This is a genomic window from Janthinobacterium sp. GW822-FHT07A03 (assembly GCF_058798815.1).
In genome coordinates this window covers 1-24504 of record NZ_JBXAKW010000012.1, presented here as the reverse complement: position 1 = coordinate 24504, position 24504 = coordinate 1, and the positions used below count along the sequence as shown (strand labels likewise).

Below are 24504 nucleotides of genomic sequence, written 5' to 3'. Positions count from 1 at the left end.
CCACCGCTCCGGGAGCCGCCATGGCACGCCTGTTATCGCTGTTGCTGTTGATCTGCGCCGCCCTGCCCGCGCAGGCGGATGAGCACACCGTCGTCGTGAAGGCCGCCGCGCCGCCGAAGGGCTGCGTGGAAGTGGAAGCGAACGGCCGGCGCGCGCCATCCATATCTTGCTTGAATGAAAAATTATTGCCGAATAGCAACACCATGAACGGACCGCCGCCCGCCCTGTCCGGCGCCGAAGCGACCGTGCAGCGCCCGTCCAACCAGCTGGGCCTGTACAACCGCGCCGCCCTCGAACACCGCATGGGCAATGCCTTCGGCAAGTCCGTCACGCCGCAGAGGCCGCCGGCTCCCGCGCCCGCCAGCCCGCTGCTGCCGGCCCGCTAGGCCGCTTGTCAACGCACAGTCCATTTGCGCTGTCAAGATTGCGCAATCGCGCCGATTGCGTATCATTCCAGGCTTGATCGCTCTGGAAACAACCATGCTGCCCACTATCGAACAACGCCTTGCCCTTGAACTTGCCGCCAAACCGGTGCAGGTTGCCGCCGCCATCGAACTGCTCGACGAAGGCGCCACCGTGCCCTTCATCGCCCGTTACCGCAAGGAAGCGACCGGCGGCCTCGACGATATCCAGCTGCGCCTGCTCGAAGAGCGCCTGCGCTACCTGCGCGAGCTGGAAGAGCGGCGCGCCGCCATCGTGGCGTCGATCACGGAACAGAACAAGATGACGCCCGAGCTGCTCGACGCCGTCATGCACGCGGAAGACAAGACGCGCCTGGAAGACCTGTATCTGCCATATAAACAGAAGCGCCGCACGAAGGCGCAGATCGCCATCGAAGCGGGCCTGATGCCGCTGGCCGACGGCTTGCTGGAAAACCCGGAACTGACGCCGGAAATGGAAGCGGGCAAGTTCCTGCGCGACGCGTTTACGAGTGCCGACGGCAACAACCCGGGCGTGGCCGACACCAAGGCGGCCCTCGACGGTGCGCGCCAGATCCTGATGGAGCGTTTCGCCGAAGACGCGACCCTGCTGCAAACCTTGCGCGAATACGTGCAGGAACACGGCATCGTCGAATCGAAAGTGGTGGAAGGCAAGCAGGACGAAGGCGAAAAATTCGCCGATTATTTCGATTACTCGGAAACCATTTCCACCGTGCCATCGCACCGCGCGCTGGCGCTGCTGCGCGGCCGCCGCGAAGGCATCCTCGACGTCACCCTGCGCCTGGACACGGAAGCGGAAAAACCGAAATGGGATGCGCCGCACAACCCGTGCGAAGGCCGCATCGCCGCCCGCTTCGGCATCAAGCAACAAGGCCGCCCGGCCGACAAATGGCTGGCGGACACGGCGCGCTGGACCTGGCGCGTAAAAAGCTTCATGCACCTGGAAACGGAACTGATGGGCGCGCTACGCGAACGCTCGGAACTCGACGCCATCAACGTCTTCGCCACCAATCTGAAAGCGCTGCTGCTGGCCGCGCCGGCCGGCCAGCGCGCCACCATGGGCCTCGATCCCGGCCTGCGCACGGGCGTCAAGGTCGCCGTGGTCGATGCCACCGGCAAGGTCGTCGACACTGCCGTGATCTACCCGCACCAGCCGAAGAACGACTGGGACGGCTCCCTGCACACCTTGGGCCGTCTTGCCGCCAAGCACAATGTGTCCCTGATTTCGATTGGCAACGGCACCGCCTCGCGCGAGACCGATAAACTGGCGCAGGATTTGATCAAGCAGCACCCGGAAGCGAAGATGACGAAGATCGTCGTCTCGGAAGCGGGCGCGTCGGTGTATTCGGCGTCCGAATTCGCCTCGAAGGAATTGCCGGACATGGATGTGTCGCTGCGCGGCGCCGTGTCGATCGCGCGCCGCCTGCAGGATCCGCTGGCCGAGCTGGTCAAGATTGACCCGAAATCGATCGGCGTGGGCCAGTACCAGCATGATGTAAGTCAAAGCCAGCTGGCACGCTCGCTCGATGCCGTGGTGGAAGATTGCGTGAACGCCGTGGGCGTGGACGTCAATACCGCGTCCGCTCCCCTGCTGGCGCGCGTGTCCGGCCTGTCGGCCAGCGTGGCGCAAAGCATCGTCACCTACCGCGACATGAAGGGCGCGTTCACCTCGCGCGCCGCCTTGAAGGCCGTGCCGCGCCTGGGCGACAAGACCTACGAACAGGCGGCCGGCTTCCTGCGCGTGATGGGCGGAGAGAACCCGCTCGACGCCTCGGCTGTCCACCCGGAATCGTACCCGCTGGTGGAAAAGATTCTGGCGGACATCAAGAAGGATATCAAGGCCGTCATCGGCGAAACGGCGCTGCTGAAAACCCTCAGCCCGGTAAAATACGCGGATGAAACCTTCGGCGTGCCGACCATTTCCGACATCTTGAAGGAACTGGAAAAGCCGGGCCGCGACCCGCGTCCGGAATTTACCACCGCCACCTTCAAGGAAGGCGTGGAAGAAATCCGCGACTTGCGCCCGGACATGATTCTCGAGGGCGTGGTCACCAACGTGGCCGCCTTTGGCGCCTTCGTCGACATCGGCGTGCACCAGGATGGCCTCGTGCACATCTCGGCCCTGTCGAACACCTTCGTCAAGGACCCGCACACGGTGGTGAAAGCGGGCCAGGTCGTGCGCGTCAAAGTGCTGGAAGTCGACGAGAAGCGCAAGCGCATCGCGCTGACCATGCGCCTGACGGACAGCGCGCCGCAGGCGGGCAGCAAGCCCGAGCAGCGTGGCGACCGCAACGACCGCCGCAGCATGGCGCAGCACCAGTCGCAGTCGCGCAACGCGCCCGAGCCGGCCGGCAGCATGGCCGCCGCCTTCGCCAAGCTGCGCGGCTAAGCCCATGGCCGCCGGGCATGACCTTGTCATCCTGGCGGTGGACGCCGCCTGCCCGGATGCGCAGCTGCTGCTCGACGCATTGTCGGACGCGCTGCTGCGCATCAACGGCGACAGCGGCCGCTCCTCCTTCGATGCCGAAGCGGCAACGCCGCGCGGCGGCTTTTACCTGGCCCGCGATGCCAGCGGCACCCTGCTCGGCTGCGCCGCCCTGCGCCCGCTGGGCGAAGCGGACAGCGCCATAGGCGAACTCAAGCGCATGTATGCGCGCCCCGGCAGCACAGGCGTGGGCGCGGCCCTGCTGGCCCATGTGGAGGCGCAGGCGCGCCGGCATGGCTATCAGGCCCTGCACCTGTCCACCCGCGTGGCGAATACCCGCGCGGTGGCGTTTTATGCCAGGCACGGCTATGTGCCGGTCCTTGCCTGGGGTAAATACGTGGGCGCGGCGCAATCGGCCTGCCTGGGCAAGACCTTATAAGCCTCAACGTGGCTGACTTGCCCGATTTATGACCTGAGCGCATACCCGTGCCGTCGTTTTCTTATAAAATGACGGCATCTATTTATTTACCCATCAGAGGCAGCTATGAGCGACGTACAAACCTGGATCAAAGAAACCGTGACGAACACGCCAGTCGTGCTGTTCATGAAGGGCACGGCCCAGTTCCCGCAGTGCGGCTTTTCCGGCCGCGCCATCCAGATCCTGAAAGCGTGCGGCGTGGAAAACATCGCCACGGTCAACGTGCTGGATGACCCGGAAGTTCGCCAGGGCATCAAGGATTACTCGAACTGGCCGACCATTCCGCAGCTGTATGTCAAAGGCGAGTTCATCGGTGGTTCCGATATCATGAATGAAATGTTTGAATCGGGCGAACTGAAGTCCCTGCTGGATGCCTGATAGCCAAACGCAGCGGCCGCGCCGTATCGTCGTGGCCATCACGGGCGCCACGGGCGCCGTGTATGGCTTGCGGCTGCTGCAATTGCTCGGCGCCATCCCCGGCGTCGAGACGCATCTGGTCCTGTCCGATGCCGCTGTTTTGACCCTGCACCAGGAAACGGGCGTGGGGCGCAAGGACATCGAAGCGCAGGCGCACGTGGTGCACAAGCTGCGCGACATCGGTGCCTCGATCGCCAGCGGCTCATTTCAATCGGATGGCATGGTCGTCGCACCGTGTTCGATGAAGACCTTGGCGGCCGTCGCGCATGGCTTGTCGGATAATCTGATCACGCGGGCCGCCGACGTGGTGCTCAAGGAGCGCCGGCGCCTGATTTTGATGGTGCGCGAAACGCCGTTCAACCTGGCGCACCTGCGCAATATGACGGCCGTGACCGAAATGGGCGGCATCATCTTCCCCCCATTACCGAGCTTTTATCACCACCCGCAGAGCATCGCGGAGATGGTCGACCATACGGTGGCGCGCGTCATCGACCTGCTCGGCATCGAGCACAGCCTGGCACCGCGGTGGAATGGCCTGAAAACCCCAGATCCATCAGCAGCAAACTGAAAAACTACTGAAAACTACGCACGTCACGATGCCTGACAAAAGCGTAGCGAGCGGAAGGAAGAGGTGGTCGAGATGCTCACCGTGCTCCAGCACGGTGAGCATCGCAGACTACCTATGCCGACGCGCAGCAGCTTTGGTCAGGCATCCACCACTCACCTCTTGTCGAACTGATGAGCACTGGCCTGCTTCAAATCCCTGGCTTCTTCAACCATCCTGCGGTGGGCGATCCGTTTGCGCATCACTTCCGCATGTTGCGCGGCAGTCATGGGGGGCACGGTCATCAAGTCCTTCAGCTGCGCGGTATTGCTGTAGTTACTTTTCATAAGACGGCTCAAATGCTCGGCTCCGTAGTGGATGAACTGGCTGCTTCTGATGTGATTATGCGCTGGTATTGGCCGCTGCGCCGCTGCGTACGGGATTATTGTCAAATAATCCCGCTGCAGCGCAACATGCGAGGTCTTATTGTGCGGCAAAATCATGTCTCCAGTATGACCTTGCGCAAATAAAAGGACAGGGGGAGCGCCGCCAGTGAAAGGCGGACGGCGCCGGCCGGGGAGGGCCTGGATGCTTACTTTTGGTAGTTGACTCTCACCAGCATGCGAATAAATTCTCGCGCGATTTGACGATGATGTTCATCTAATCTTTGCAAATCGGCAATTAATTTCACATCGGCGGACTCAAAACGCGATAAAGCGCTGCCCGCTTCGCCATTCGGCGTGGCGCTTTCCGGGCCGCCAAAACGCAACCATTCCGCGGGAACGCCCAACCATTGGGCAATCATGCGCAATTTTTCTTGCGTGGGAATTGCTTCACCTACTAACCATTTCCTAGCTGCATGCACGGTAATCGGGCGTCCGTCGAAACGGATGTTGAATTCCCGGGCCAGTCTGGTCGGGCTGTCTGGAGAGTAATGGGCGTTTTTGAGAGCCAACTGAAGTCGCTGGCTGAAGCTTTCGCGTTCGTTAGAAGAATTCATAGGTGTACTATTTCATGTTGTAACATGAAAGTCAGTTTCTTGAATGACCATACAGATTGTTACATTTGAAAAGAGTATCAATTAACAATTAACACTCCAGCCAGGCTTTTCAGGTGAAAAAGTGGGCCGAATTTTCTCTTGCGATTCTGTGTGGCTTCGGGTCAAATTCGCGGCTAGCCTTGATTTTCGCACTGCAGCACGATTCAAAGCCTCGGTTTGGCATTACAACGTACGGTATCGGATAATGCCCTCCTCTGCCGATACGCGCAATGCCCATGTCATACAATTTCTCGTAGACAAAGTTTTCAGAAGGGCCATTTTGTTTTCAATATAGAAACAATCTATACAACGTACTCATAGTGGAACGTTGTTTTTTGATCGTGCCTATTGGAAAGAATCTGCGCCCAAAAATTTTACTGCCATCGCAGCGAAAAGAATGTCGCCGTTATGCCAGGAAAGCTCTTTTTGGTGTCATCTTGGCCACCAACTCTCGATCTTAAGCGCGTTTGCGCAAGAAGAATCAATTTATTTTCAGTAATTGTTGCCTTATTCGCCAAATCCCCCTGCCCACGCCTCCTTTTTCTTTGTTGCAGCACGGGCAGGGCACGCTACAATAGTATTGACGTTGACGTAAACGGCACTTTGCCACCACCTGCCTCGCCGCATCCCATCTGACGACCGACCACCCATGCAACCGACACCGCCCGCACCCATGACGACCTATACCATTACCGAACTGGCGCGGGAATTCGACATCACGGCGCGCGCCATCCGTTTCTATGAAGACCAGGGCTTGCTCAGCCCGAAACGCGAAGGCGCAGGCGGCCGCAGCCGCGTCTACACGCCGCGCGACCGCACCCGCCTGAAACTGACCCTGCGCGGCAAACGCCTGGGCCTGGCCTTGTCGGAAATCAAGAGCCTGGTCGACATGTACGAGTCGCCGAAGGACACGCGCGCGCAGATGGACCGCTTCCTGGGCGTGCTGGCGCAGCACCGGCAAACGCTGGAGCAGCAGCGCATCGATATCGAAATGGCGCTGGCGGAAATCAGCGCGCATGAAGACGCGTGCGCGCGCATGCTGGCGGACTTGAATATTGATAAGGCGCAAACAACCTAGCAAGGCAAGCGGCGGACACCTGCCGCGCGCGCCACTTTACGTTTACGTAAACGTCACAACTGAGTATCATAGCTTCACTGACCCGGCACCCATGACCGCCACACTTATAACGACGAGGACGACATGCTCCATCTCCCAGGCTTGACCTTTGACCACGGCGACGACATCGCCTCCCTGCGCGAAGCGATCCAACAATTTGCCGCCGCCGAAATCGCGCCGCGCGCGGCCGAGATCGACCGCACCGACCAGTTCCCCATGGACCTGTGGCGCAAGATGGGCGACATGGGCTTGCTCGGCATCACCGTCAGCGAAGAATACGGCGGCGCCGGCATGGGCTACCTGGCGCACATCGTCGCCATGGAAGAAATCTCGCGCGCCTCGGCCTCCGTCGGCCTGTCCTACGGCGCCCACTCGAACCTGTGCGTGAACCAGATCAAGCGCAACGGCACGGCCGAGCAAAAAGCGAAATACCTGCCGAAACTCATCACGGGCGAGCACATCGGCGCGCTGGCCATGTCGGAACCGAACGCGGGTTCCGACGTCGTCAGCATGAAGCTGCGCGCCGACTTCAAGGGCGACCGCTGGGTCTTGAACGGCACCAAGATGTGGATCACCAACGGCCCCGATGCGGACGTGCTGGTGGTGTACGCGAAGAACGACCTGGAAGCGGGTCCGCGCGGCATGACGGCTTTCCTGATCGAAAAGAATTTCAAGGGCTTTTCCATCGCGCAAAAGCTCGACAAGCTGGGCATGCGCGGCTCGCACACGGGCGAACTGGTGTTCCAGGATTGCGAAGTGCCGGCCGAAAACGTGCTGGGCGGCCTGGGCAAGGGCGTCAACGTGCTGATGTCGGGCCTCGATTTCGAGCGCACCGTGCTGTCCGGCGGCCCGCTGGGCATCATGCAGGCCTGCATGGACCTGGTCGTGCCCTACGTGCATGACCGCAAGCAATTCGGCCAGCCCATCGGCGAATTCCAATTGATGCAGGGCAAACTGGCCGATATGTATTCGACCATGATGGCGTGCAAGGCCTATGTCTACGCCGTGGGCCAGGCCTGCGACCGCGCCACCACGCCGGAAGCCGTGCGCCAGTTGCGCAAGGATGCGGCCGGCGCCATTCTGTATAGTGCGGAGAAGGCAACCTGGATGGCGGGCGAAGCGATCCAGGCGCTGGGCGGCAACGGCTACATCAACGAGTATCCGGCCGGCCGCCTGTGGCGCGATGCCAAGCTGTACGAAATCGGCGCCGGGACCAGCGAAATCCGCCGCATGCTGATCGGCCGCGAATTGTTTGCGGAAACCAAGTAAGCACGGGCGCGCGGGTATCGACTGGGTGATGAGCCATTCATGCGAGCACAACTATGACGCACATTGCCTTCCCCAAATTGCTCTCTTCCCAGATTGCATTCGATATCGCGCGCACCATCCGCGACGGCTTTGACAAGCATTACCGTCTGTTTCGCGCAACGAGCCAGCAAGCCAAGCAGTATTTCGAGCAAGGCGCCTGGAGCGCGGCACAGACGGCGGCCCGCGAACGCATCGACTTTTATGACAAACGCGTGCAGGAATGCGTGCAGATGCTCGAAGATGAGTACGAAGAGTCGGAGTTGAGCGACGAAGTGTGGCGCGAACTCAAGCTGCACTACATCGGCATGCTGACGGAACACAAGCAGCCGGAGCTGGCGGAAACCTTCTTCAATTCCGTCTGCTGCAACATCCTGCACCGCACCTATTTCAATAACGACTATATTTTCGTGCGCCCCGTCGTTTCCACGGAATACATCGAAACGCAAGACCCGGCGCCCACCTACCGCGTGTATTACCCGGGCCAGGATGGCTTGCGCCACACCTTGCAGCGCATGGTGAGCAACTTCCAGCTGGACTGCGCATTTGCCAACCTGGAGCGCGACGTGGCCCAGGTGGAAGCGCGCCTGCAGCAGCTGTTCGGCAGCGACCGGCTGGAGCCGAACCACCAGCTCCAGGTCCTGACCAGTTTGTTCTACCGCAACAAAGGCGCCTACCTGGTCGGCAAGGCCATCAACGGCAACCGCGAATACCCGTTCGTCGTGCCCATCCTGCACAACCGCCACGGCAAGCTGGTACTCGACACGGTGCTGTTCGAGCACCAGCAGATCGCCGTGCTGTTTTCGTTTACGCGCGCGTATTTCCTGGTGGATATGGAAGTGCCGTCCGCCTATGTACAATTTCTCCGAAGTTTGCTCCCGCGCAAGCCTCGCAGTGAAATTTATACGATACTGGGCTTGCAAAAACAGGGCAAGACCTTGTTTTACCGCGACTACCTGCAGCATTTAAAACATTCGTCGGATCATTTTGAAAGCGCGCCCGGTATCCGCGGCCTGGTGATGCTGGTATTTGCCCTGCCGTCGTTTCCGTATGTCTTCAAGGTGATCAAGGATTTCTTTCCTCCTCCCAAGGAAACCACGCGCGCGCAAGTCCAGCAAAAGTATTTGCTGGTGAAACACCACGACCGCGTGGGCCGCATGGCCGACACGCTCGAGTATTCCAACGTGGCCTTTCCCCGCGCCCGTTTTGCCGCGGAACTGCTGGCCGAGCTGAAACAGTTTGCCCCCTCGCTGGTCGAGGAAGACCACGAGCAGATCATCATCCGCCACCTGTACATCGAGCGGCGCATGGTGCCGCTGAACATGTGGCTGAGCAATGCCGAGAAGGAAGGCCGCGACGACCTGGTCGAACACGCCATCGTCGAATACGGCAACGCCATCAAGGAATTGGTGGCGGCAAATATTTTTCCTGGCGACATGCTGTACAAAAACTTTGGCGTGACCCGTCATCAGCGTGTCGTATTTTACGATTACGATGAAATCGAGTACATCACCGATTGCCAGTTCCGCGTCATCCCGCAAGCCCGTACGGAGGAGGAAGAAATGTCGGCCGAACCGTGGTATCCCATCGGCAAGCACGATGTGTTTCCCGAACAATTCGGCACCTTCCTGCTGGGCAATCCCCGCATCCGCACCTATTTCATGCAGCACCATGCCGACCTGCTGACGGCGCAATACTGGCAGGCGCGCAAGCAGCGCATCGAAGACGGCCATATCGAGGACGTCTTCCCTTATCCGCAGCACCTGCGTTTTTGTATGCAGTCACCTTCCCACCCCTCAACCGGAGATCCAACATGAATGATCCAGTCGTAATCGTCGGTGCCGCGCGCACCCCCATGGGCGCCTTCCAGGGCGACTTTGCCAACGTCACCGCCAGCGACCTGGGCGCCGTGGCCATCCGCGCCGCCGTCGAGCGGGCCGGCGTGGCGCCGGATGCCGTTGAACATGTGTTTTTCGGCAATTGCCTGATGGCTGGCCAGGGCCAGGCGCCCGCGCGCCAGGCCTTGCGCAAGGCGGGCTTGCCCGATTCCACGGGCGCCGTGACCCTGTCGAAAATGTGCGGCTCGGCCATGCAGACGACCATGTTCGCGCATGACACCTTGCTCGCCGGCAGCGCCGACGTGGTGGTGGCGGGCGGCATGGAATCGATGACCAACGCCCCCTACCTGGTGCCGAAGGCGCGCGGCGGCTACCGCATCGGCCACGGCATGATCTATGACCACATGATGATGGATGGCCTGGAAGATGCCTACAGCCGCGATGAAAAGGGCAATGCCCGCTCGATGGGCACGTTTGCCGAAGAGTGCGCCAGCCAGTACAGCTTCACGCGCGAAGCGCAGGACGCGTTTGCCATCGAATCCGTGAAACGCGCGCAGGCGGCCACCAAGGATGGCAGTTTCGAATGGGAAATCGTGCCCGTGACCGTTTCCGGCCGCGGCGGCGACACCGTCGTCAGCATCGATGAAGGCCCGCAAAAAGCCCGCCTGGAAAAAATCCCGGCCCTGAAGGCCGCATTCAAGAAGGATGGCACCATCACGGCCGCCTCGTCCTCGTCGATCAACGATGGCGCGGCAGCCCTGGTGCTGATGCGCGAATCGACGGCGAAAAAACTCGGCTGCACCGTCATCGCGACAATCCACGGCCACGCCACGCACGCGCAGGCGCCGAACGAATTCACCACGGCCCCCATCGGCGCCATCAAGAAGCTGTATGCGAAAACGGGCTGGAGCAGCAGCAAGGTGGACTTGTTCGAAATCAATGAAGCGTTCGCCGCCGTGCCGATGGCCGCCATGCATGACCTCGACATTCCGCACAGCAAGATCAACATCCACGGCGGCGCCTGCGCGCTGGGCCACCCGATCGGCGCCTCGGGCGCGCGCATCATCGTCACCCTGCTGGGCGCCCTGAAAAAGACGGGCGGCAAGCGCGGCGTGGCGGCCCTGTGCATCGGCGGCGGCGAAGCGACGGCGATGGCGATCGAACTGGTATAAGCTCTTCCTGAGCACGGGCGCGCACCACGGTGCGCGCCTTTCATTTTATTTTCAGGGAGAAAACATATGCCAACCGCATTGATCATCGGCGCCTCGCGCGGCATCGGCCACGAAATCGTCCGTCAATACCGCCATGATGGCTGGCGAGTGATCGCCACGGCGCGCACGCCGGACGCTTGCGAAGCCCTGCGGCAACTGGGCGCGGAAGCGCACCAGCTGGACGTGACGGATGTGGAAGGCTGTGCCGGCCTGGGCTGGAAGCTCGACGATGAAAAGCTCGACGTGGCCATCCTCAATGCGGGCGTGTACGGCCCGCGCCACGACGGTTTCCCTGCGCAAGCCGATTTTGACCTCGTCATGCACACCAACGTGCTGGCGGCCATGCGGTTGCTGCCGATATTGGCGCCGCTGGTGGCCAATGCCAAGGGGAAACTCGCCGTGCTGTCTTCGCACATGGGCTCCCTGAGCGAGCGGGGCAACCCCAGCGGTTCGCTGTACCGCGCCAGCAAGGCGGCCTTGAATTCCGTGCTGATCGATACCAGCCTCGTGCATGGCCCGCAAGGCGTCAGCTGCGTCGCTTTCCACCCGGGCTGGGTACGCACGGACATGGGCGGCGCCGGCGCCGATATTTCTCCCGAGGAAAGCGCAGCCGGCATCCGCGCCACCCTGGCCAGCCTGCCGGCCACGGACAAGGCCGTGTTCCGCAACTACGACGGCAAGCCCATAGGCTGGTAGTTCCCCACACACCATAAAAACAAACGAGACGACGTCCCATGATACTCAATGAAGAACAATCGATGATCCAGGAAGCGCTGCGCAGTTTTTCGCGCGAGCGCCTGGCGCCCAATGCGGCCCGCTGGGACAAGGAACATCATTTCCCGAAAGAAGAATTGCAGGAACTGGCCGCGCTGGGCGCCTTTGGCGTGGCCGTGCCGGAAGCGCTGGGCGGCGCCGGCCTCGACTACGTGTCGCTGGCCCTGGTGCTGGAAGAAATCGCCGCCGGCGATGGCGGTACGTCGACCATCATTTCCGTGAATAATTGCCCCGTGTGCAGCATCGCCATGATGTATGCCAATGATGCACAAAAGGAACAATGGCTGCGTCCGCTGGCGCAAGGCACGATGCTGGGTGCATTTTGCCTGACGGAACCGCATACGGGCAGCGACGCCTCCGCCCTGCGCACCACGGCCACCCGCGACGGCAATGCATATGTAATCAACGGCACGAAGCAGTTTATTACCAGTGGCAAGTATGCGGACGTCGCCATCGTCATGGCCGTGACCGACAAGGCGGCCGGCAAGCGCGGCATCAGCGCCTTCTGGGTGCCGACGAACACGCCAGGCTACATCGTGGCTGGACTGGAACAGAAGATGGGCCAGCATTCGTCGGACACGGCGCAAATCCTGTTCGAGAATTGCCGCATCCCCGCGGAAAATCTGATCGGCGAAGAAGGGCAAGGCTACAAGATCGCCCTGTCCGGCCTGGAAGGCGGACGCATCGGCATCGCTTCGCAAGCCGTGGGCATGGCGCGCGCCGCGTATGAAGCGGCCCTGAGCTATGCGCGCGAACGGGAAAGCTTCGGCAAACCCATCTATGAACACCAGGCCGTGCAATTCCGCCTGGCCGACATGGCCACGCAGATCGAAGCGGCGCGCCAGCTGATCCGCCACGCGGCGGCCATGAAGGATGCGGGCCTGCCCTGCCTGAAGGAAGCGGCCATGGCCAAGCTGTTTGCGTCGGAAATGGCGGAAAAAGTGTGCTCGGACGCCATCCAGGTGCACGGCGGCTACGGTTATGTGTCCGACTTCCCCGTCGAGCGCATCTACCGCGACGTGCGCGTGTGCCAGATTTATGAGGGGACCAGCGATATCCAGAAGATTTTGATTGCGCGAGATTTATAGACCCCACGGCAAATGCTGGGGTCAGACCCGCCGGGTCTGACCCCGAGCGACTGCCAACAATGGACGAAAAAAAGCCCGCTAAAACGCGGGCTTGTTCCAATGTATTACCAATGCTTTAATCGTGTCATGGACGCCAGTGCTATCTGCAAAGTGCCTCCTGATTTTCGGACTCCCATGCTATCTGCATGGTGACTCCAAGGTGTAAATCGACCATCGTATCCGGAATTACAAAATCCATTTCTTCGCACTGTCAGGCCATCGACATTACACCTGTCGGTCGCCGCGCTGAAACTGGATGGTGAGATAATTTGTTGCCAAATCTCAATCACTGAACGGAGTATAGCACAGCTTTTTGTGCGGTGCAACAACGAATTGAAGCCATACCTTAAATCAAGTCCTTAGCGCCAGCGGCTTGTCTTCTTCGCCGCCGCGGGCCACTCTTTCGTACTCGGAAATCACTTGCGCGCCCAGCAGCAGTAGGGTGGCGCCGATTTCCAGGCTGAACATGACGACGATGGCCGTCGTCATCGAGCCATACACGACATTGACCTGCGACAAGGTCGAAAAATACCAGACCAGCACGTGGCGGGCGATTTCCCACAGCAGAGCCGCCGTCACGCCGCCGATCAGCGCATGCGTGATCGACAATCGTCCGACCGGCATGACCAGGTAGATCGAGCTGAGCACGAGAATTTCGCCCGCCAGCCCCAGCAGATACAGCAGCACGCCGGACACGCCTTCCAGGCCCCAGTCATGGCGCAGGAAACGCACGCTTTCCTCGCCCATCACCTGCAGGCTGCCCGCCACCAGCGTGATGAGCAAGATCCCCACGCCCAGGCACAGGATATAGCAGTACGGCAGCACGGCGGAAATGAGGAAATGGCGGCGGCGGATGGCGACGCGGTGAACAAAGATCACGCTCATGGCGTTTTCCAGCACGGTAAACGCCAGCGAGCTGAAAAACAGCATGGTCAGCAGCAGCAGCCAGCCGATCACGCCCCGGTTGTCGAGAAAATGCGCGATCTCGCCCACGATGGCCTTCGATTGTCCCGGCACCAGCCATTCCAGGTAATGGCCGATTGTCTGCAGCAATTCATCCTGCGCGATCACGTGCGACAGGGCCACCACCACCAGCATCAGCAGGGGCACGATGGACAGCAGTGAGTAATACGCGACGGCGCCCGCCAGCAGCAAGCCCTGGTTGGCGCGGAAACCCTTCAGCACCTGCAGCGCGAAGGCCAGCGGGTGGCTGAGGATGTAGGTACTGGCGTGGCGGTTGATCATGGCGGAAGCGGTGTAGAAGGCGGCGCGGCCTCGTGCCACGCCTTATCACACTAGCATACTGACAATCGCCCCGCTGCACCGTACGCTAGCAGACGGCCGGCTCCAGCAAGGTCAAGGTTTGCCGGTCCGCATCCAGGGTGGCCAGTATGCCCATCGGTAGCGTGAACTGGTGGCGGATGTGGCCAAACGAATAACCGCTGACGGCCGGCACGCGCAAGGGCAGCAAATGCTGATCCAGGGTTTCGTCCAGCGTCAGCGCCGTATCGCCCTCGGCCGCCTCGCAATGCTCGAAAATGCCCAGCATCAAGGCCGCCGCGTGCTTGAAACCGATGGACAGGTCGAGCTGGCACAGCATGCGGTCGATGCGGTACGGCACTTCATTGATTTCTTCGAGGAAAAGGATATGCTCGCGGAAATCGGCCGCATACGGCGTGCCGGCCAGCGCGCTGACCATGCACAGGTTGCCGCCCGTCAAGCGTCCCGTCGCCTGGCCGCCGTGCACGGTGCGGATGGCGAAGTTCGGCTGCGTCTGCGCGCGGCGGTGGTTGTCCAGCGCCATCGGTATCGTGTAGCTGTCTTGCGGCGTCATCAGCACATTGCGCAGCTGCGTCACCGTGTAGTCGGAAAACGTGGACGAGGCCACGGGTCCGTGGAAAGTCACCAGCCCCGTCTTGCGGGCGATGGCCAGGTGCAGGGCCGTGATGTCGGAGTAGCCGACCAGCACTTTCGGATTGCGCTGGATCAAGGCGTAGTCGAGCAGCGCCAGCAACGAAATGCAGCCGGAACCGCCACGGATGGCCCAGATCGCCTTGACCTCGGGATCGGCGAAGGCCGCATGCAGATCGTCGAGGCGCTGCTGCACCGTGCCCGCATAGTTGCCGTGCACGGCGCGGATGTTGGCGCCCAGACTGGCGCGCAAGCCCAGCGATTCGATATTGCGCTGGGCCCTGGCGATGGCCTCCTCATCCGTAAAACCGCCCGGCGCGATGATGGCGACCAGGTCGCCGTCGCGCAGGCGCGCCGGCTTGATCAATGCGTGTTGCTGTTGCATGCGTTTGTCCTTCCCTTGCGCGGCCGCCGCCCACGCCGGTGTGCCTGCCGCCCCCACGGTGGCGGCCAGCAAGCCGCCGAAGCGGCGCCGACTGAGATTGGTCTGACTGGACATGCGGCCCTTTCCTGAAATAAAAACGGCGACGCCAGGCGCCGCCGCACGAGGTTAGCATGCCGACGGGATCGCCGCCGGCATGACCGCCTTACATGAACTTGTACTTCAGCTGGAACGACAGCGAGCGGCCGCGCGGGTCGGCCACGCGCGGGTCCCAGCCGGCGCCCACCACTTCATCCACGTTGTGCGCGGTGAATGGGGGATCGCGGTCGAACAAGTTCTGGATACCCACGGTGATGGTGGTATTTTTGAAGCCCGTGTACGTGCCCGACAGGTTATACGTGGTGTAGCTGGACACGTCCGGCTTGAAGCCCGGCGGCGGCGTACCCTTGCCGCCATTCGGCAGCTGGTCCTTGTAGCCCGACGAAAAACTCTGCACCAGCAAGCCGCTCCAGTCGCCGCGCGACACGCCAAAGCTGGCGTTATGTTTCCAGCGCAAATACAGGTCGCGCGTATAAAACTTGCCGACCAGTTCCTGGTATTCCTGGCCTTGATATTCCGCAAACTTGAAACTGTCCATATACGTGCCGTCCAGGGTCGCCGTCCATTTCGCGTCATTGACCTTGCCTTCGCCGCGCAAGCCCACGTCGAGGCCGCGCACGCGGCTGCCTGCCGCATTGATCCAGCCCGCCTGCACGTACTCGATGGTGCCGTCCGGATTGCGGTGGATGTACTGGTTCAGCGCCTGGTAATTGGCCAGCACGATTTGCGGCGTGCGGTTCAGGATGCGGTCCTTGGTATTGATGGCCCAGTAGTCGAACGAGGCGGAATAGCCCTTGAACGGTTCGATGACAAAACCGACGCTGCCCTGCTTCGACGTTTCCGGCTTCAGATTCGTGTTGCCGCCCGTCTTGTAGTCGAGGCGGTCGATGGCACAGTATTCGGGCACGCCCGGATGCTTGGCGCAACCTTCCTGGTCGACCACGCCGTTCGGCAATTCCTGGCTCAGCGAACCGGAATACAGCTGCTGGAAGCTTGGCGCGAGGAAACCCTTGCTGGCCGAACCACGGAACAGCAGGAAGTCGGTCGGCTGGTAGCGGAAGGCCACTTTCGGATTCGTCGTCGCGCCCACCAGGCTGTAATCGTCGCGGCGGATGGCCAGCTGCATTTCCAGGTCCTTCGTGACCGGCACCAGCAGCTCCGCATACACGGCCTTGACGGTACGGCTGGCATCTTTGAGTGCGGCATTGCCTGGCGACAGCAAAATCTGCGTGGCGTCGACGTCTTGCGCAAAATTGTAACCTTCGCGGCGCAAGTCGAAGCCGGCCGCCATGGCCAGCGCGCCGGCCGGCAGCTGGAACAGCTCGCCCGAGACGGAACCATCGATCTGCGTCAGGGTCGTCTTGCCGTGCTGGAAGTCGCCACGGAACTTGGTCGATTCGATCAATTGCTTGGCCGCTTCCGTCTGGCTCTGGCCGGCGCCCACCCACGGGTTGATGATGCCTGTGGCCAGGGCTGCGTACAGTTTGTCCGTGTAGGAATAGCCATCCGTCAGCTTGGTCTTGGTGCTGCTTTCGGCGCGCGAAATGCCGGCCTTGTAATCCCACTTGCCGAAGTTGCCTTCAAAACCCACCAGCACGCGCGCGTTGTCGGTGGTGTTTTCCTGCGTGCGGTTGCCCACGTCATTGGCGCGCCATTTGTAGGAAATCGGCTTGCTCTTGTCGAACGACGGGATATAGGCCGACAGATCCTGGTAATACGCGCCGCCGACCGGATACACGGCCTTGTTGGCGATGGTCGCCTGCACCTGCATCGGCGTCAGGATGGCCGTGGCCTTGGTGCGCGAACCGAGCACTTCGACAAACATGCGGTGGTCGGGCGCCAGCTGGAAGGTGCCGCGCGAGAGCAGATTGGCCCGCTCGACGGGGAATTGCAGAACATAGTCGGCGCCATAGTCGTAGGCGCACGAATACCTGGTGCGCAGCGGCGAGGTCACGTCTTTCCACAGCTCCGTCTGGTATTGCGACATGCCGGCGACGGTGTCGCACTTGCCCTGGAAGCTCAGCGGATTGGCTTGCAGGTACTTGTTTGGGTCACCCGGCAGCTGGAACGAGGCGCCCAGCGCCGTGCCCGCGCCCGACAATTGATTCGCAAACGGCGTGCCCGTGGTATCGGGCGACAGGCCGCGTTCCGGCTGGAAGCCGTTGACGAAAGAGCGGTCACGGCCATTGAGCTGTTGCGCTTTATCAACCGTCAGGCTGGCCATGATGTTGTAGCGGTCCGACTCCAGCGACCCCGTGCCTGCCAGGATGGAGGCGCGGCGCGTGGCGCCGCCGCCGGCCTGCGTATCGTTGGTGGAAACGGACGCTTCCACGCCGCTGTAATTGGTTTTCAGAATGAAATTGATCACGCCGCCGATGGCGTCCGTGCCGTAGATGGCGGAGGCGCCATCCTTGAGGATTTCCACGCGAGAGATTGCGCCCAGCGGGATCGAGTTCAAGTCGACCGACTTGCCGCTGGCGCCATGCGTGGCGATGCGGCGGCCGTTCAGCAGCACCAGGGTGCTCGACGGTCCCAGGCCGCGCAGCGAGGCGAACGAGGCGCCGCCGCTGACACGGTCGGCATCGGCGCCAAACACGTTATTGCCCGACGTCATGTTATCGGCGCCCGTGCCGTTGGCCGACAGAGTGCGCACCAGCTGCTCGGTCGTCGTGATGCCCTGTTTTTCGATCTGGTCAAAGGAGATGACCTGCACCGGCAGCGCGCCTTCCTTGGCCACGCGCTTGATGCTGCTGCCCGTCACTTCGACCCGTTGCATCGCTGGCGTCGCCGCTTCCTGTGCCATCACCGGCCCCACCACCCCCATCAATGCCACCAACTGCGCTAGTTTCTTCAATTTCACTGGTCTTCTCCTTGTTGGGCAATCGAAACTTGAGTTCTCAAGTCAGGCTGTTAGATATGTCGCAACGTCTGTCTCGCGGTACATTTTTTTATGACATTTGCGCATGACTTTATTTGTTTTCATTTTCAGAGTAGCGCGATGCATCCGCGGCCAGCCAATGAAAAATGCTTTCCTAACCATAACTTTTTGGAATGAATGCCCTTTTCAACTGCGTGCTCACTTGCCTGCGGGGCGGCCCTTGGCGGGATCGACGTCCAGGTAGCGCCAGGACGTGAATTCCACGGGGTGGCGCCTGTAGTTTTTTAGCCACGGTTGTTGCAGGTCGGCAGAGATGGGATGCGTCAGCAACACCCACGGCGTGTAAGCGTGGATCAGCTGAAACAGGTCGAAGTACAGACTGCGTCGGCGCGGCGTATCGGATAGCAGGCGCGCCTCCTCATAGCGTTTATTGTAATCGGGCAAGTTAAAGCGGGCATAGTTGGCGCGGCCACTGTTGGGACCGTACAACAATTGCATAAAGTTATCGCCATCGGGAAAGTCCGCGATCCAGTTGGTCTCGAACATCTGCACCTTGCCCAGGCGCGACGCCTTGATGATTTCCGTCTTCTTGTCGCTTTTAAATTCCACGCGCAGGCCGATGGCGTTCAGGTTGCGCCGCCATAATTCGTCGCGCAGCCGGCCCACCGTGCTCGGCTCCGTATGCATGGTGAGCAGCAAGGGCGTGCCGTCCGGCTGCGTGCGGAAACCGTCGGGGCCCGCCTTGTAGCCGAAGCGGTCCAGCAGGGCGCGCGCCAGCGCCGGATCGTAGCCGACGGGGCTGCGGTACTGCCTGTCGTAACCGAGCACATTCGGCGGCAGCGGCGACTGCGCCGGCAAGGCCAGCCCCTTTTTCAGCAGCGCGATGTCTTCGCGGCTGTTGTAGCTGAGGGCGATGGCGCGCCGCAGGGCCAGCTTGTCCTTGCTCGTGCCGCCCAGCACGGGGTCGTCCATGTTCATCCACATGTAATACGTCTGCAGCACGGGAAAGCGCGTCAGCTGCAAGCCCTTGGCGGCCAGCGCCGGTTTCAGGGCGCCGTTTTCCAGCACCATGTCCGTCATCGATTCCGGCACTTGTTCCAGGTAATCGAATTCGCCCTTCAGGAATCCCAGCATGCGCGATTGATATTCCTCAACGATGCGCACCTCGATGCGCTCGACCAGGGGCAAACGTTTACCCTCCAGCGCGGCGGCGATGACGCGCGCATCGGCCGGCAAGGCGGCCAGCGCCCTGGCTTCCGTATGGAACACGGTCGGACGGAAAGTCGGATTGGCTTGCAGCACGATCTTGTCGCTGCGCTTCCATTCCTTCACCAGGAATGGCCCCGTGCCCACGGGGTGATTGCCGATCTGCCCCGGCGCCGGGTACGCTTCAGCCACTTCGCGCGCCATCACGGCGGTCGCCGGCATGGCCAGGTAGAACAGGAAATTCGGGTCGATGGCGTTGAGGCGGATGCGCAAGGTGTATTTGTCCAGCGCCTGCAAACCGGCGATCGGCGTGTCGTAGCTGAATTTGGCTTTCAGGGCCGCATCGCCCACCAGCTTATCTTCCAGCAAGAACAGCCACGGCGACTTCAGGCTGGGGTCATACAGCCGCGTCAGGCTGTACACATAGTCCTGCGCCGTCACTTCGCGCGGCTGGCCCTTGAAGGCGGGATCGGGTGTGAAGAAAATGCCGGGCTGCAAGTGAAAGGTATACGTGCGGCCGCCATCTTCCACGGTCGGCAAGCCGCGCGCCGTATTGCCCTGCAGCTGTACCGGGCGCGCCAGGTAGTCGTAGCGCAGCAGCGGGTCGAAGATGTTTTCCATCAAGTTCAGGCTGGCCAGGTCCGAGGCCACGGCCGGGTCCAGGCCCGTCTCGCTGGTGCTCAAAAACAAGTGCAGGGTCTTGTTCGCGCGGGCATCGACGGCGGCATGCGCGGGCGCAGTGAAAAGCGTCAACAGGGCCAGGCCGGCAGCGCAGGCGGTTTTGCGTAAAAACATCATCAGTGATCCAGTGCAGACAAGGGTAACGAACAGCGATACGCGACAGGCATCCCCCACACTACGCGGGCAAGCTACGGGGCGCCAATGAAAACAGGCTGCCAGCTTATAACTTTTTGGCATGCGATTGCTGCATTCTTTCATCAACTCGTATCGGGCTGCCTCTATACTTTGCTTGCAGCACCTTTTCACCTCCCCGAAATACAGAACTGATCGCATATGGCACTTAATTACATCTGGTCCGGCTTTTTCCTCGTTGGCTTCCTGGCCGCAGTGCTGCAGTGGCTGTTTCTCGGCGATACCGATATCTTCAAGCGCATCATCGACGGCACCTTCGAGACGGCGCGCATGGGCGTGATGGATATCGCCCTGCCGCTGGCGGGCGTGATGACCTTGTGGCTCGGCATCATGAACATCGGTGAAAAGGCGGGCATCGTCGGCTGGCTGGCGAAAGTGATCGCGCCATTCTTTTCGCGCATCTTCCCGGAAATTCCGAAAGACCATCCGGCCACAGGCCACATGGTGATGAATTTCTCGGCCAACCTGCTGGGCCTGGACAATGCGGCCACGCCCTTCGGCCTGAAAGCCATGGAAAGCCTGCAAACCTTGAATCCGAACAAGGAAGAGGCGACGAATGCGCAAATCATGTTTCTGGTACTGCACACCTCGGGCCTGACCCTGATTCCGCTGGCCATCATGGCGCAGCGCTCCATCCTCGGCGCGGCCGACCCGTCCGACATCTTTATCCCGTGCATGATCGCCACCTATGTCGCCACCATGGTCGGCATCATCACGGTGTCCATCAAACAGCGCATCAACTTGCTCAACCGGGTCGTGCTGGGCTGGATGGGCGGCATGACGAGCGCCATCGTCGCCATGATCTGGTACTTCACGCAATACCTGACGAAACAGGAAATCGAGCTGGTCTCCAAGGTGGTCAGCAATCTGGTATTGATCAGCGTCATTGCCATCTTCATCATCGGCGCCCTGCGCAAGAAGGTGAACGTGTATGACGCCTTCATCGAAGGGGCGAAGGGCGGCATCCAGACCTCGATCACCGTGATTCCCTACCTGGTCGGCATGCTGGTGGCCATCAGCGTGATCCGCAATGCGGGCGTGTTCAATTTTCTGATGAGTGGCATGAACTGGTTCTTCGCCAACCTGGGCATCAATACGGACTTCGTGCCCGCCCTGCCGACGGCCATGATGAAGCCGCTCAGCGGTTCCGGCTCGAAAGCCATGATGATCGACGCCATGAACACCTACGGCGTCGACTCCTTCGTCGGCCGCCTCGCCTGCGTGTTCCAGGGTTCGGCCGACACCACCTTCTATATCGTGGCCCTGTACTTCGGCTCGGTGGGCATCCGCAAGACGCGCTATGCCATCACGGCCGGCCTGATCGCCGATCTGGCTGGCGTGATCACCGCCGTCTTCGTTGCCTACGTCTTTTTCCACTAAGGAGAGCCATGTTCCGTCCCATCCTCATCGCCGCCTTGCTGGCTGGCATCGGCTTGTCGAATGCCCACGCGCAATTACCCGAATCCGTCAGCCTGCTGTTGCGCAGCGCGAATATTCCCGAAGACGCCATGGGCGCCATCGTCTTGCGCGGCAACACCACCGTGCTGTCGCATGGGGCCGAGCGCAGCATGCAGCCCGCGTCCACCATGAAGCTGGTGACGACGGCCGTGGGCCTGGAGCAATTAGGCCCCATCTTCCGCGGCCGCACGGAACTGCGCACCAGCGCCGACGTCATCAATGGCGTGCTGAAGGGCGACTTGATCCTGCGCGGCGGCGCCGACACGGATTTCAACGCGGACGTGCTGGAGCACATGCTGCAAACCCTGCGCACGCAAGGCATCGTCAAGATCAGGGGCGATTTGATCCTCGACCGCCAGCTGTTCCAGCCGGCCCGGCCCGACATCGGCGCGCCACCGTTCGACGAGTCGGCCGAGTTCCGCTACAACGTCATTCCCGATGCCTTGTTGTTGAACACCAATTTGCTCGATATCAATATGAACTCGACGGACCGGCAATTGAGCATCCTCATGCAGCCGCCGCTCGAGAACGTCAGCATCACCAGCGACATGAAGCTGGTCAAGGGCAGTTGCGCGCGATGGGAAGATGGCTGGCGTCCGCCAGAATACCGGCGCGATGCGGGCGGCAAGCTGCAGGTAATACTGCACGGCACTTTCCCGCAAAATTGCAGCAAGGCCACCAGCATCAATGTGCTTGATCGCAACGATTATGCGGACCGCCTGTTCCGCGCCACGTGGAAACGCCTGGGCGGCACGATCACGGGCACGGTGCGCGAAGCGCCGTTGACGGGCTTGCCGCCGACGGCCGAACCGATCGGTACGCGCATGCTGGCCGACCACGTGGCGCGCGCCTTGCCGGAAGTCTTGCGCGATATCAACAAGACCTCCGACAACACCCTGGCCCGCACCCTGTTCCTCAGCCTGGGCAGCCTGCAAAGCGATGGCTGGCTGGGCAGCCGCCCAGTTGCCATGGCGGCACCGGAAGACACGGCCAACCGGGCGCGGCAAGTGATCCAGGAATGGTTCCAGCGGCACCATATCGATACCCAGGGCATGCTGGTCGACAACGGCTCCGGCTTGTCCCGCACGGGACGCATTGCGCCAGCGCAAATGGCCGGCGTGCTGCAGGCGATGCAGCAAAGTCCGTGGGCCCCCGAGTTCCAGTCCAGCCTGCCCATCGTGGCACTGGACGGCACCATGCGCAAGCGCCTGCTGAACAGCCCGGCCGCCGCGCGGGCCCGCATCAAGACGGGAACATTAAAGAATGTCGTGGCCATCGCCGGCTACGTGCCTGACGCCAACAACCAGCTATGCGTGGTCGTCGCCATGATCAATAGCGACCTGGTGGGCAACGGCAATGGCCGCGCCGCCGTCGATGCGCTGATCGAGTGGGTGGCCAGGAGCGGCGCCACGCCGGTGGTGGCTGGGCAATAAGGCCGGTGCTGCAGCCTAGCGTGGTGCGCCGGCAAAGGCCAGGCGCAGCACATAGGCGGCGACGGCGCCGATTAGCAGGATCGTCACCAGCGACGCTTCCACACCAAAGGCGCCGCCCGTCAGCATGACATTGCCGGCCAGTTCGCCGCGCAGCAGGCCATCCGTGGCTGCATGGCCCGATACCGTCGAGGAAAATACCTGGCTGACACAGTAATTCCAGCCGACATGTGTGCCGATGCAAACCCACAGGCGGCGCGTCCGCATGTACAGTGCGGCCTGCAGCACGCCATAGGTGACAATCGCGGCGATGGCCAGCAGCGAAAAACCGGCATTGGGCAAATGGGCCAGGGCGAACACCAGCGATGAAATCACGATGGCGGCCTTGCTGCCCAGCGCACGTGCCGTCACGCCGAACAGGATGCCGCGAAACATCATTTCCTCGGCCATGCCGACCAGCACCAGTTCGGCCAGCGGCAGCAACAACGCGGCATGCACGGCATTGACGCCGCTCAACTGATATACGCCCAGCGCTGCCAGCACGACAAAGGTGAGGCAGACCAAGCCGGCGCCAAGCAGCAGTCCACGCCCCAGTTCACCCGCCATGCCCGGCATTGCCAGTTCGGCCGGCTGGCGCTTTTCGATGCGCCGCACGTAGAAACGGTAGCCGAACCACACCAGTACCGCCGCCAGCAACTGCGGCCACAAGATGCGATAGGGCTTTTCCACCAGTTGCGAAGCGATACCCATCACCAGCGGTATCCCGGCAAAGGTGAGGACCATGCCCAGCACAATCTGCACCAGGGGATAGGCCATCAGGCGGGCCAGAGTGGATTTTTTTGTTGCCATGCTCAGGGTGTTGTCCATCGTCGCTTTCCTCAGATAGTTTTCAGGGCGCTGTTTTTACCTGCTTGCTTGTATCCCGGATGCGCTCACCAAATGAGCGCTGTTCCAGCATCGTGATGGCTTGCGCCAGGCATGTGGATAAAGGAAATGCCAATTCCGCATCCAGGCTGTCGGCAGCACACTTGGTCGCCTGCCAGCAAGTTTGCAGGCGGGGCAGCAGTGCCTCGCCCTTGCTGCTCAGGCGTACCACGCGCTGGCGACCATCCTCGCCATCGGCAGCCACCAGCAGCAAGCCTTCCTTTTTCATCAGTGCCACCGTTTGGGTGACGGCCGGCTGCGTGATGCCTGCCAGCTCAGCCAGCTGGCCGATGGTCGCGCTCTGCTGTTGCGCCAGCACCCGCATCACGGGCGTGTAGCGCGGCCGATAATCGAGGCCAGCATCCGCGTAGGCTTGCTGGACGGCGCCGTCCAGCAGTTCGATCAGGTGGCGTAGTTGTGTTCCGAGTCCTTGTTTCATGTAGCGATAGTAACAGTATTTATATAAGCACTTATATAAATACTGAAAGCTGTTGTATTTTATGCGCAATGCACCAGGTGGGTGCCTGAAAAGGAAAGGAGTGGCAAGGAATCGCCAGACGAAAAAAAACCCGACCATTGCTGATCGGGTTTTTCTCAAGAAACCACAGCCAAAGACTGTTGCTTCAAA

Annotated in this window: 21 protein-coding genes; 13 read left to right on the top strand and 8 right to left on the bottom strand. The window is 61.2% G+C overall.

Annotation, left to right across the window (positions count from 1 at the left end; genetic code table 11):
• Positions 1–20 precede the first annotated feature (20 nt).
• The 5 genes from AC1RJW_RS26790 to AC1RJW_RS26770 all read left to right on the top strand — a co-directional run bounded on the left by AC1RJW_RS26790 (position 21) and on the right by AC1RJW_RS26770 (position 4328).
• Entirely contained in the window at positions 21–386 is a 366-nt protein-coding gene (locus AC1RJW_RS26790) for a hypothetical protein (RefSeq protein ID WP_493047615.1), read from the top strand.
• Between the two features lie 94 nt (positions 387–480).
• Positions 481–2829: a Tex family protein gene (locus AC1RJW_RS26785; RefSeq protein ID WP_493047614.1), complete on the top strand. Its 2349-nt coding sequence runs from the start codon at positions 481–483 to the stop codon at positions 2827–2829.
• Positions 2830–2833: 4 nt separating this feature from the next.
• Positions 2834–3304 (top strand): GNAT family N-acetyltransferase, encoded by a 471-nt coding sequence (locus AC1RJW_RS26780; protein WP_493047613.1) that lies wholly within the window; start codon positions 2834–2836, stop codon positions 3302–3304.
• Positions 3305–3409: 105 nt separating this feature from the next.
• Positions 3410–3721, top strand: coding sequence for a Grx4 family monothiol glutaredoxin (gene grxD / locus AC1RJW_RS26775; RefSeq protein ID WP_034753766.1), 312 nt, complete (start codon positions 3410–3412; stop codon positions 3719–3721).
• A complete protein-coding gene (locus AC1RJW_RS26770) occupies positions 3714–4328 on the top strand; it encodes a UbiX family flavin prenyltransferase (RefSeq protein WP_493047612.1) in 615 nt (204 codons plus the stop codon). The genes grxD and AC1RJW_RS26770 overlap by 8 nt, the downstream gene beginning before the upstream one ends.
• A 152-nt stretch (positions 4329–4480) precedes the next feature.
• Here AC1RJW_RS26770 and AC1RJW_RS26765 read toward each other — a convergent pair whose 3' ends face one another.
• The gene (locus tag AC1RJW_RS26765) at positions 4481–4807 is read right to left on the bottom strand and encodes a hypothetical protein (protein ID WP_493047666.1); all 327 of its coding nucleotides are present in this window, start codon (positions 4805–4807) and stop codon (positions 4481–4483) included.
• Positions 4808–4896: 89 nt separating this feature from the next.
• A complete protein-coding gene (locus AC1RJW_RS26760) occupies positions 4897–5304 on the bottom strand; it encodes a hypothetical protein (protein ID WP_034753756.1) in 408 nt (135 codons plus the stop codon).
• A gap of 712 nt (positions 5305–6016) precedes the next feature.
• On the opposite strand from AC1RJW_RS26760, the gene AC1RJW_RS26755 reads away from it, so the two are divergent.
• The 6 genes from AC1RJW_RS26755 to AC1RJW_RS26730 all read left to right on the top strand — a co-directional run bounded on the left by AC1RJW_RS26755 (position 6017) and on the right by AC1RJW_RS26730 (position 12676).
• Positions 6017–6421 (top strand): MerR family transcriptional regulator, encoded by a 405-nt coding sequence (locus tag AC1RJW_RS26755; RefSeq protein ID WP_489630736.1) that lies wholly within the window; start codon positions 6017–6019, stop codon positions 6419–6421.
• A gap of 123 nt (positions 6422–6544) precedes the next feature.
• Positions 6545–7729, top strand: a complete 1185-nt coding sequence (locus AC1RJW_RS26750; protein ID WP_475416723.1) for an isovaleryl-CoA dehydrogenase — start codon at positions 6545–6547, stop codon at positions 7727–7729.
• A 53-nt stretch (positions 7730–7782) separates the two neighbouring features.
• The gene (aceK, locus tag AC1RJW_RS26745) at positions 7783–9582 is read left to right on the top strand and encodes a bifunctional isocitrate dehydrogenase kinase/phosphatase (protein WP_493047611.1); all 1800 of its coding nucleotides are present in this window, start codon (positions 7783–7785) and stop codon (positions 9580–9582) included.
• The gene (locus tag AC1RJW_RS26740) at positions 9579–10775 is read left to right on the top strand and encodes an acetyl-CoA C-acyltransferase (RefSeq protein ID WP_493047610.1); all 1197 of its coding nucleotides are present in this window, start codon (positions 9579–9581) and stop codon (positions 10773–10775) included. The genes aceK and AC1RJW_RS26740 overlap by 4 nt, the downstream gene beginning before the upstream one ends.
• A 66-nt stretch (positions 10776–10841) precedes the next feature.
• Entirely contained in the window at positions 10842–11510 is a 669-nt protein-coding gene (locus AC1RJW_RS26735; protein ID WP_493047609.1) for an SDR family oxidoreductase, read from the top strand.
• Positions 11511–11548: 38 nt separating this feature from the next.
• The gene (locus tag AC1RJW_RS26730; protein ID WP_493047608.1) at positions 11549–12676 is read left to right on the top strand and encodes an acyl-CoA dehydrogenase family protein; all 1128 of its coding nucleotides are present in this window, start codon (positions 11549–11551) and stop codon (positions 12674–12676) included.
• A gap of 390 nt (positions 12677–13066) precedes the next feature.
• Here the strand turns inward: AC1RJW_RS26730 and AC1RJW_RS26725 are convergent, their stop codons facing one another.
• The 4 genes from AC1RJW_RS26725 to AC1RJW_RS26710 form a co-directional block, all read right to left on the bottom strand.
• Positions 13067–13960 (bottom strand): YihY/virulence factor BrkB family protein, encoded by an 894-nt coding sequence (locus tag AC1RJW_RS26725; RefSeq protein ID WP_230542061.1) that lies wholly within the window; start codon positions 13958–13960, stop codon positions 13067–13069.
• A gap of 85 nt (positions 13961–14045) precedes the next feature.
• On the bottom strand, positions 14046–15125 hold the full coding sequence (locus tag AC1RJW_RS26720) for a S66 peptidase family protein (protein WP_493047607.1): 1080 nt from the start codon (positions 15123–15125) through the stop codon (positions 14046–14048).
• Between the two features lie 88 nt (positions 15126–15213).
• Positions 15214–17967, bottom strand: a complete 2754-nt coding sequence (locus AC1RJW_RS26715) for a TonB-dependent receptor (protein WP_493047606.1) — start codon at positions 17965–17967, stop codon at positions 15214–15216.
• Between the two features lie 216 nt (positions 17968–18183).
• A complete protein-coding gene (locus AC1RJW_RS26710; RefSeq protein ID WP_493047662.1) occupies positions 18184–19986 on the bottom strand; it encodes an ABC transporter substrate-binding protein in 1803 nt (600 codons plus the stop codon).
• A gap of 219 nt (positions 19987–20205) precedes the next feature.
• Between AC1RJW_RS26710 and AC1RJW_RS26705 the strand changes: the two genes are divergently transcribed.
• Together AC1RJW_RS26705 and dacB are read left to right on the top strand one after the other, a co-directional pair.
• A complete protein-coding gene (locus tag AC1RJW_RS26705) occupies positions 20206–21444 on the top strand; it encodes a nucleoside recognition domain-containing protein (protein ID WP_034753725.1) in 1239 nt (412 codons plus the stop codon).
• 8 nt (positions 21445–21452) lie between these two features.
• Positions 21453–22955, top strand: coding sequence for a D-alanyl-D-alanine carboxypeptidase/D-alanyl-D-alanine endopeptidase (gene dacB / locus AC1RJW_RS26700; protein WP_493047605.1), 1503 nt, complete (start codon positions 21453–21455; stop codon positions 22953–22955).
• Positions 22956–22970: 15 nt separating this feature from the next.
• Here dacB and AC1RJW_RS26695 read toward each other — a convergent pair whose 3' ends face one another.
• Entirely contained in the window at positions 22971–23819 is an 849-nt protein-coding gene (locus AC1RJW_RS26695; RefSeq protein WP_493047604.1) for a CPBP family intramembrane glutamic endopeptidase, read from the bottom strand.
• Positions 23820–23841: 22 nt separating this feature from the next.
• The coding region (locus AC1RJW_RS26690) for a MarR family winged helix-turn-helix transcriptional regulator (protein WP_493047603.1) at positions 23842–24504 on the bottom strand (663 nt) is incomplete at its 5' end.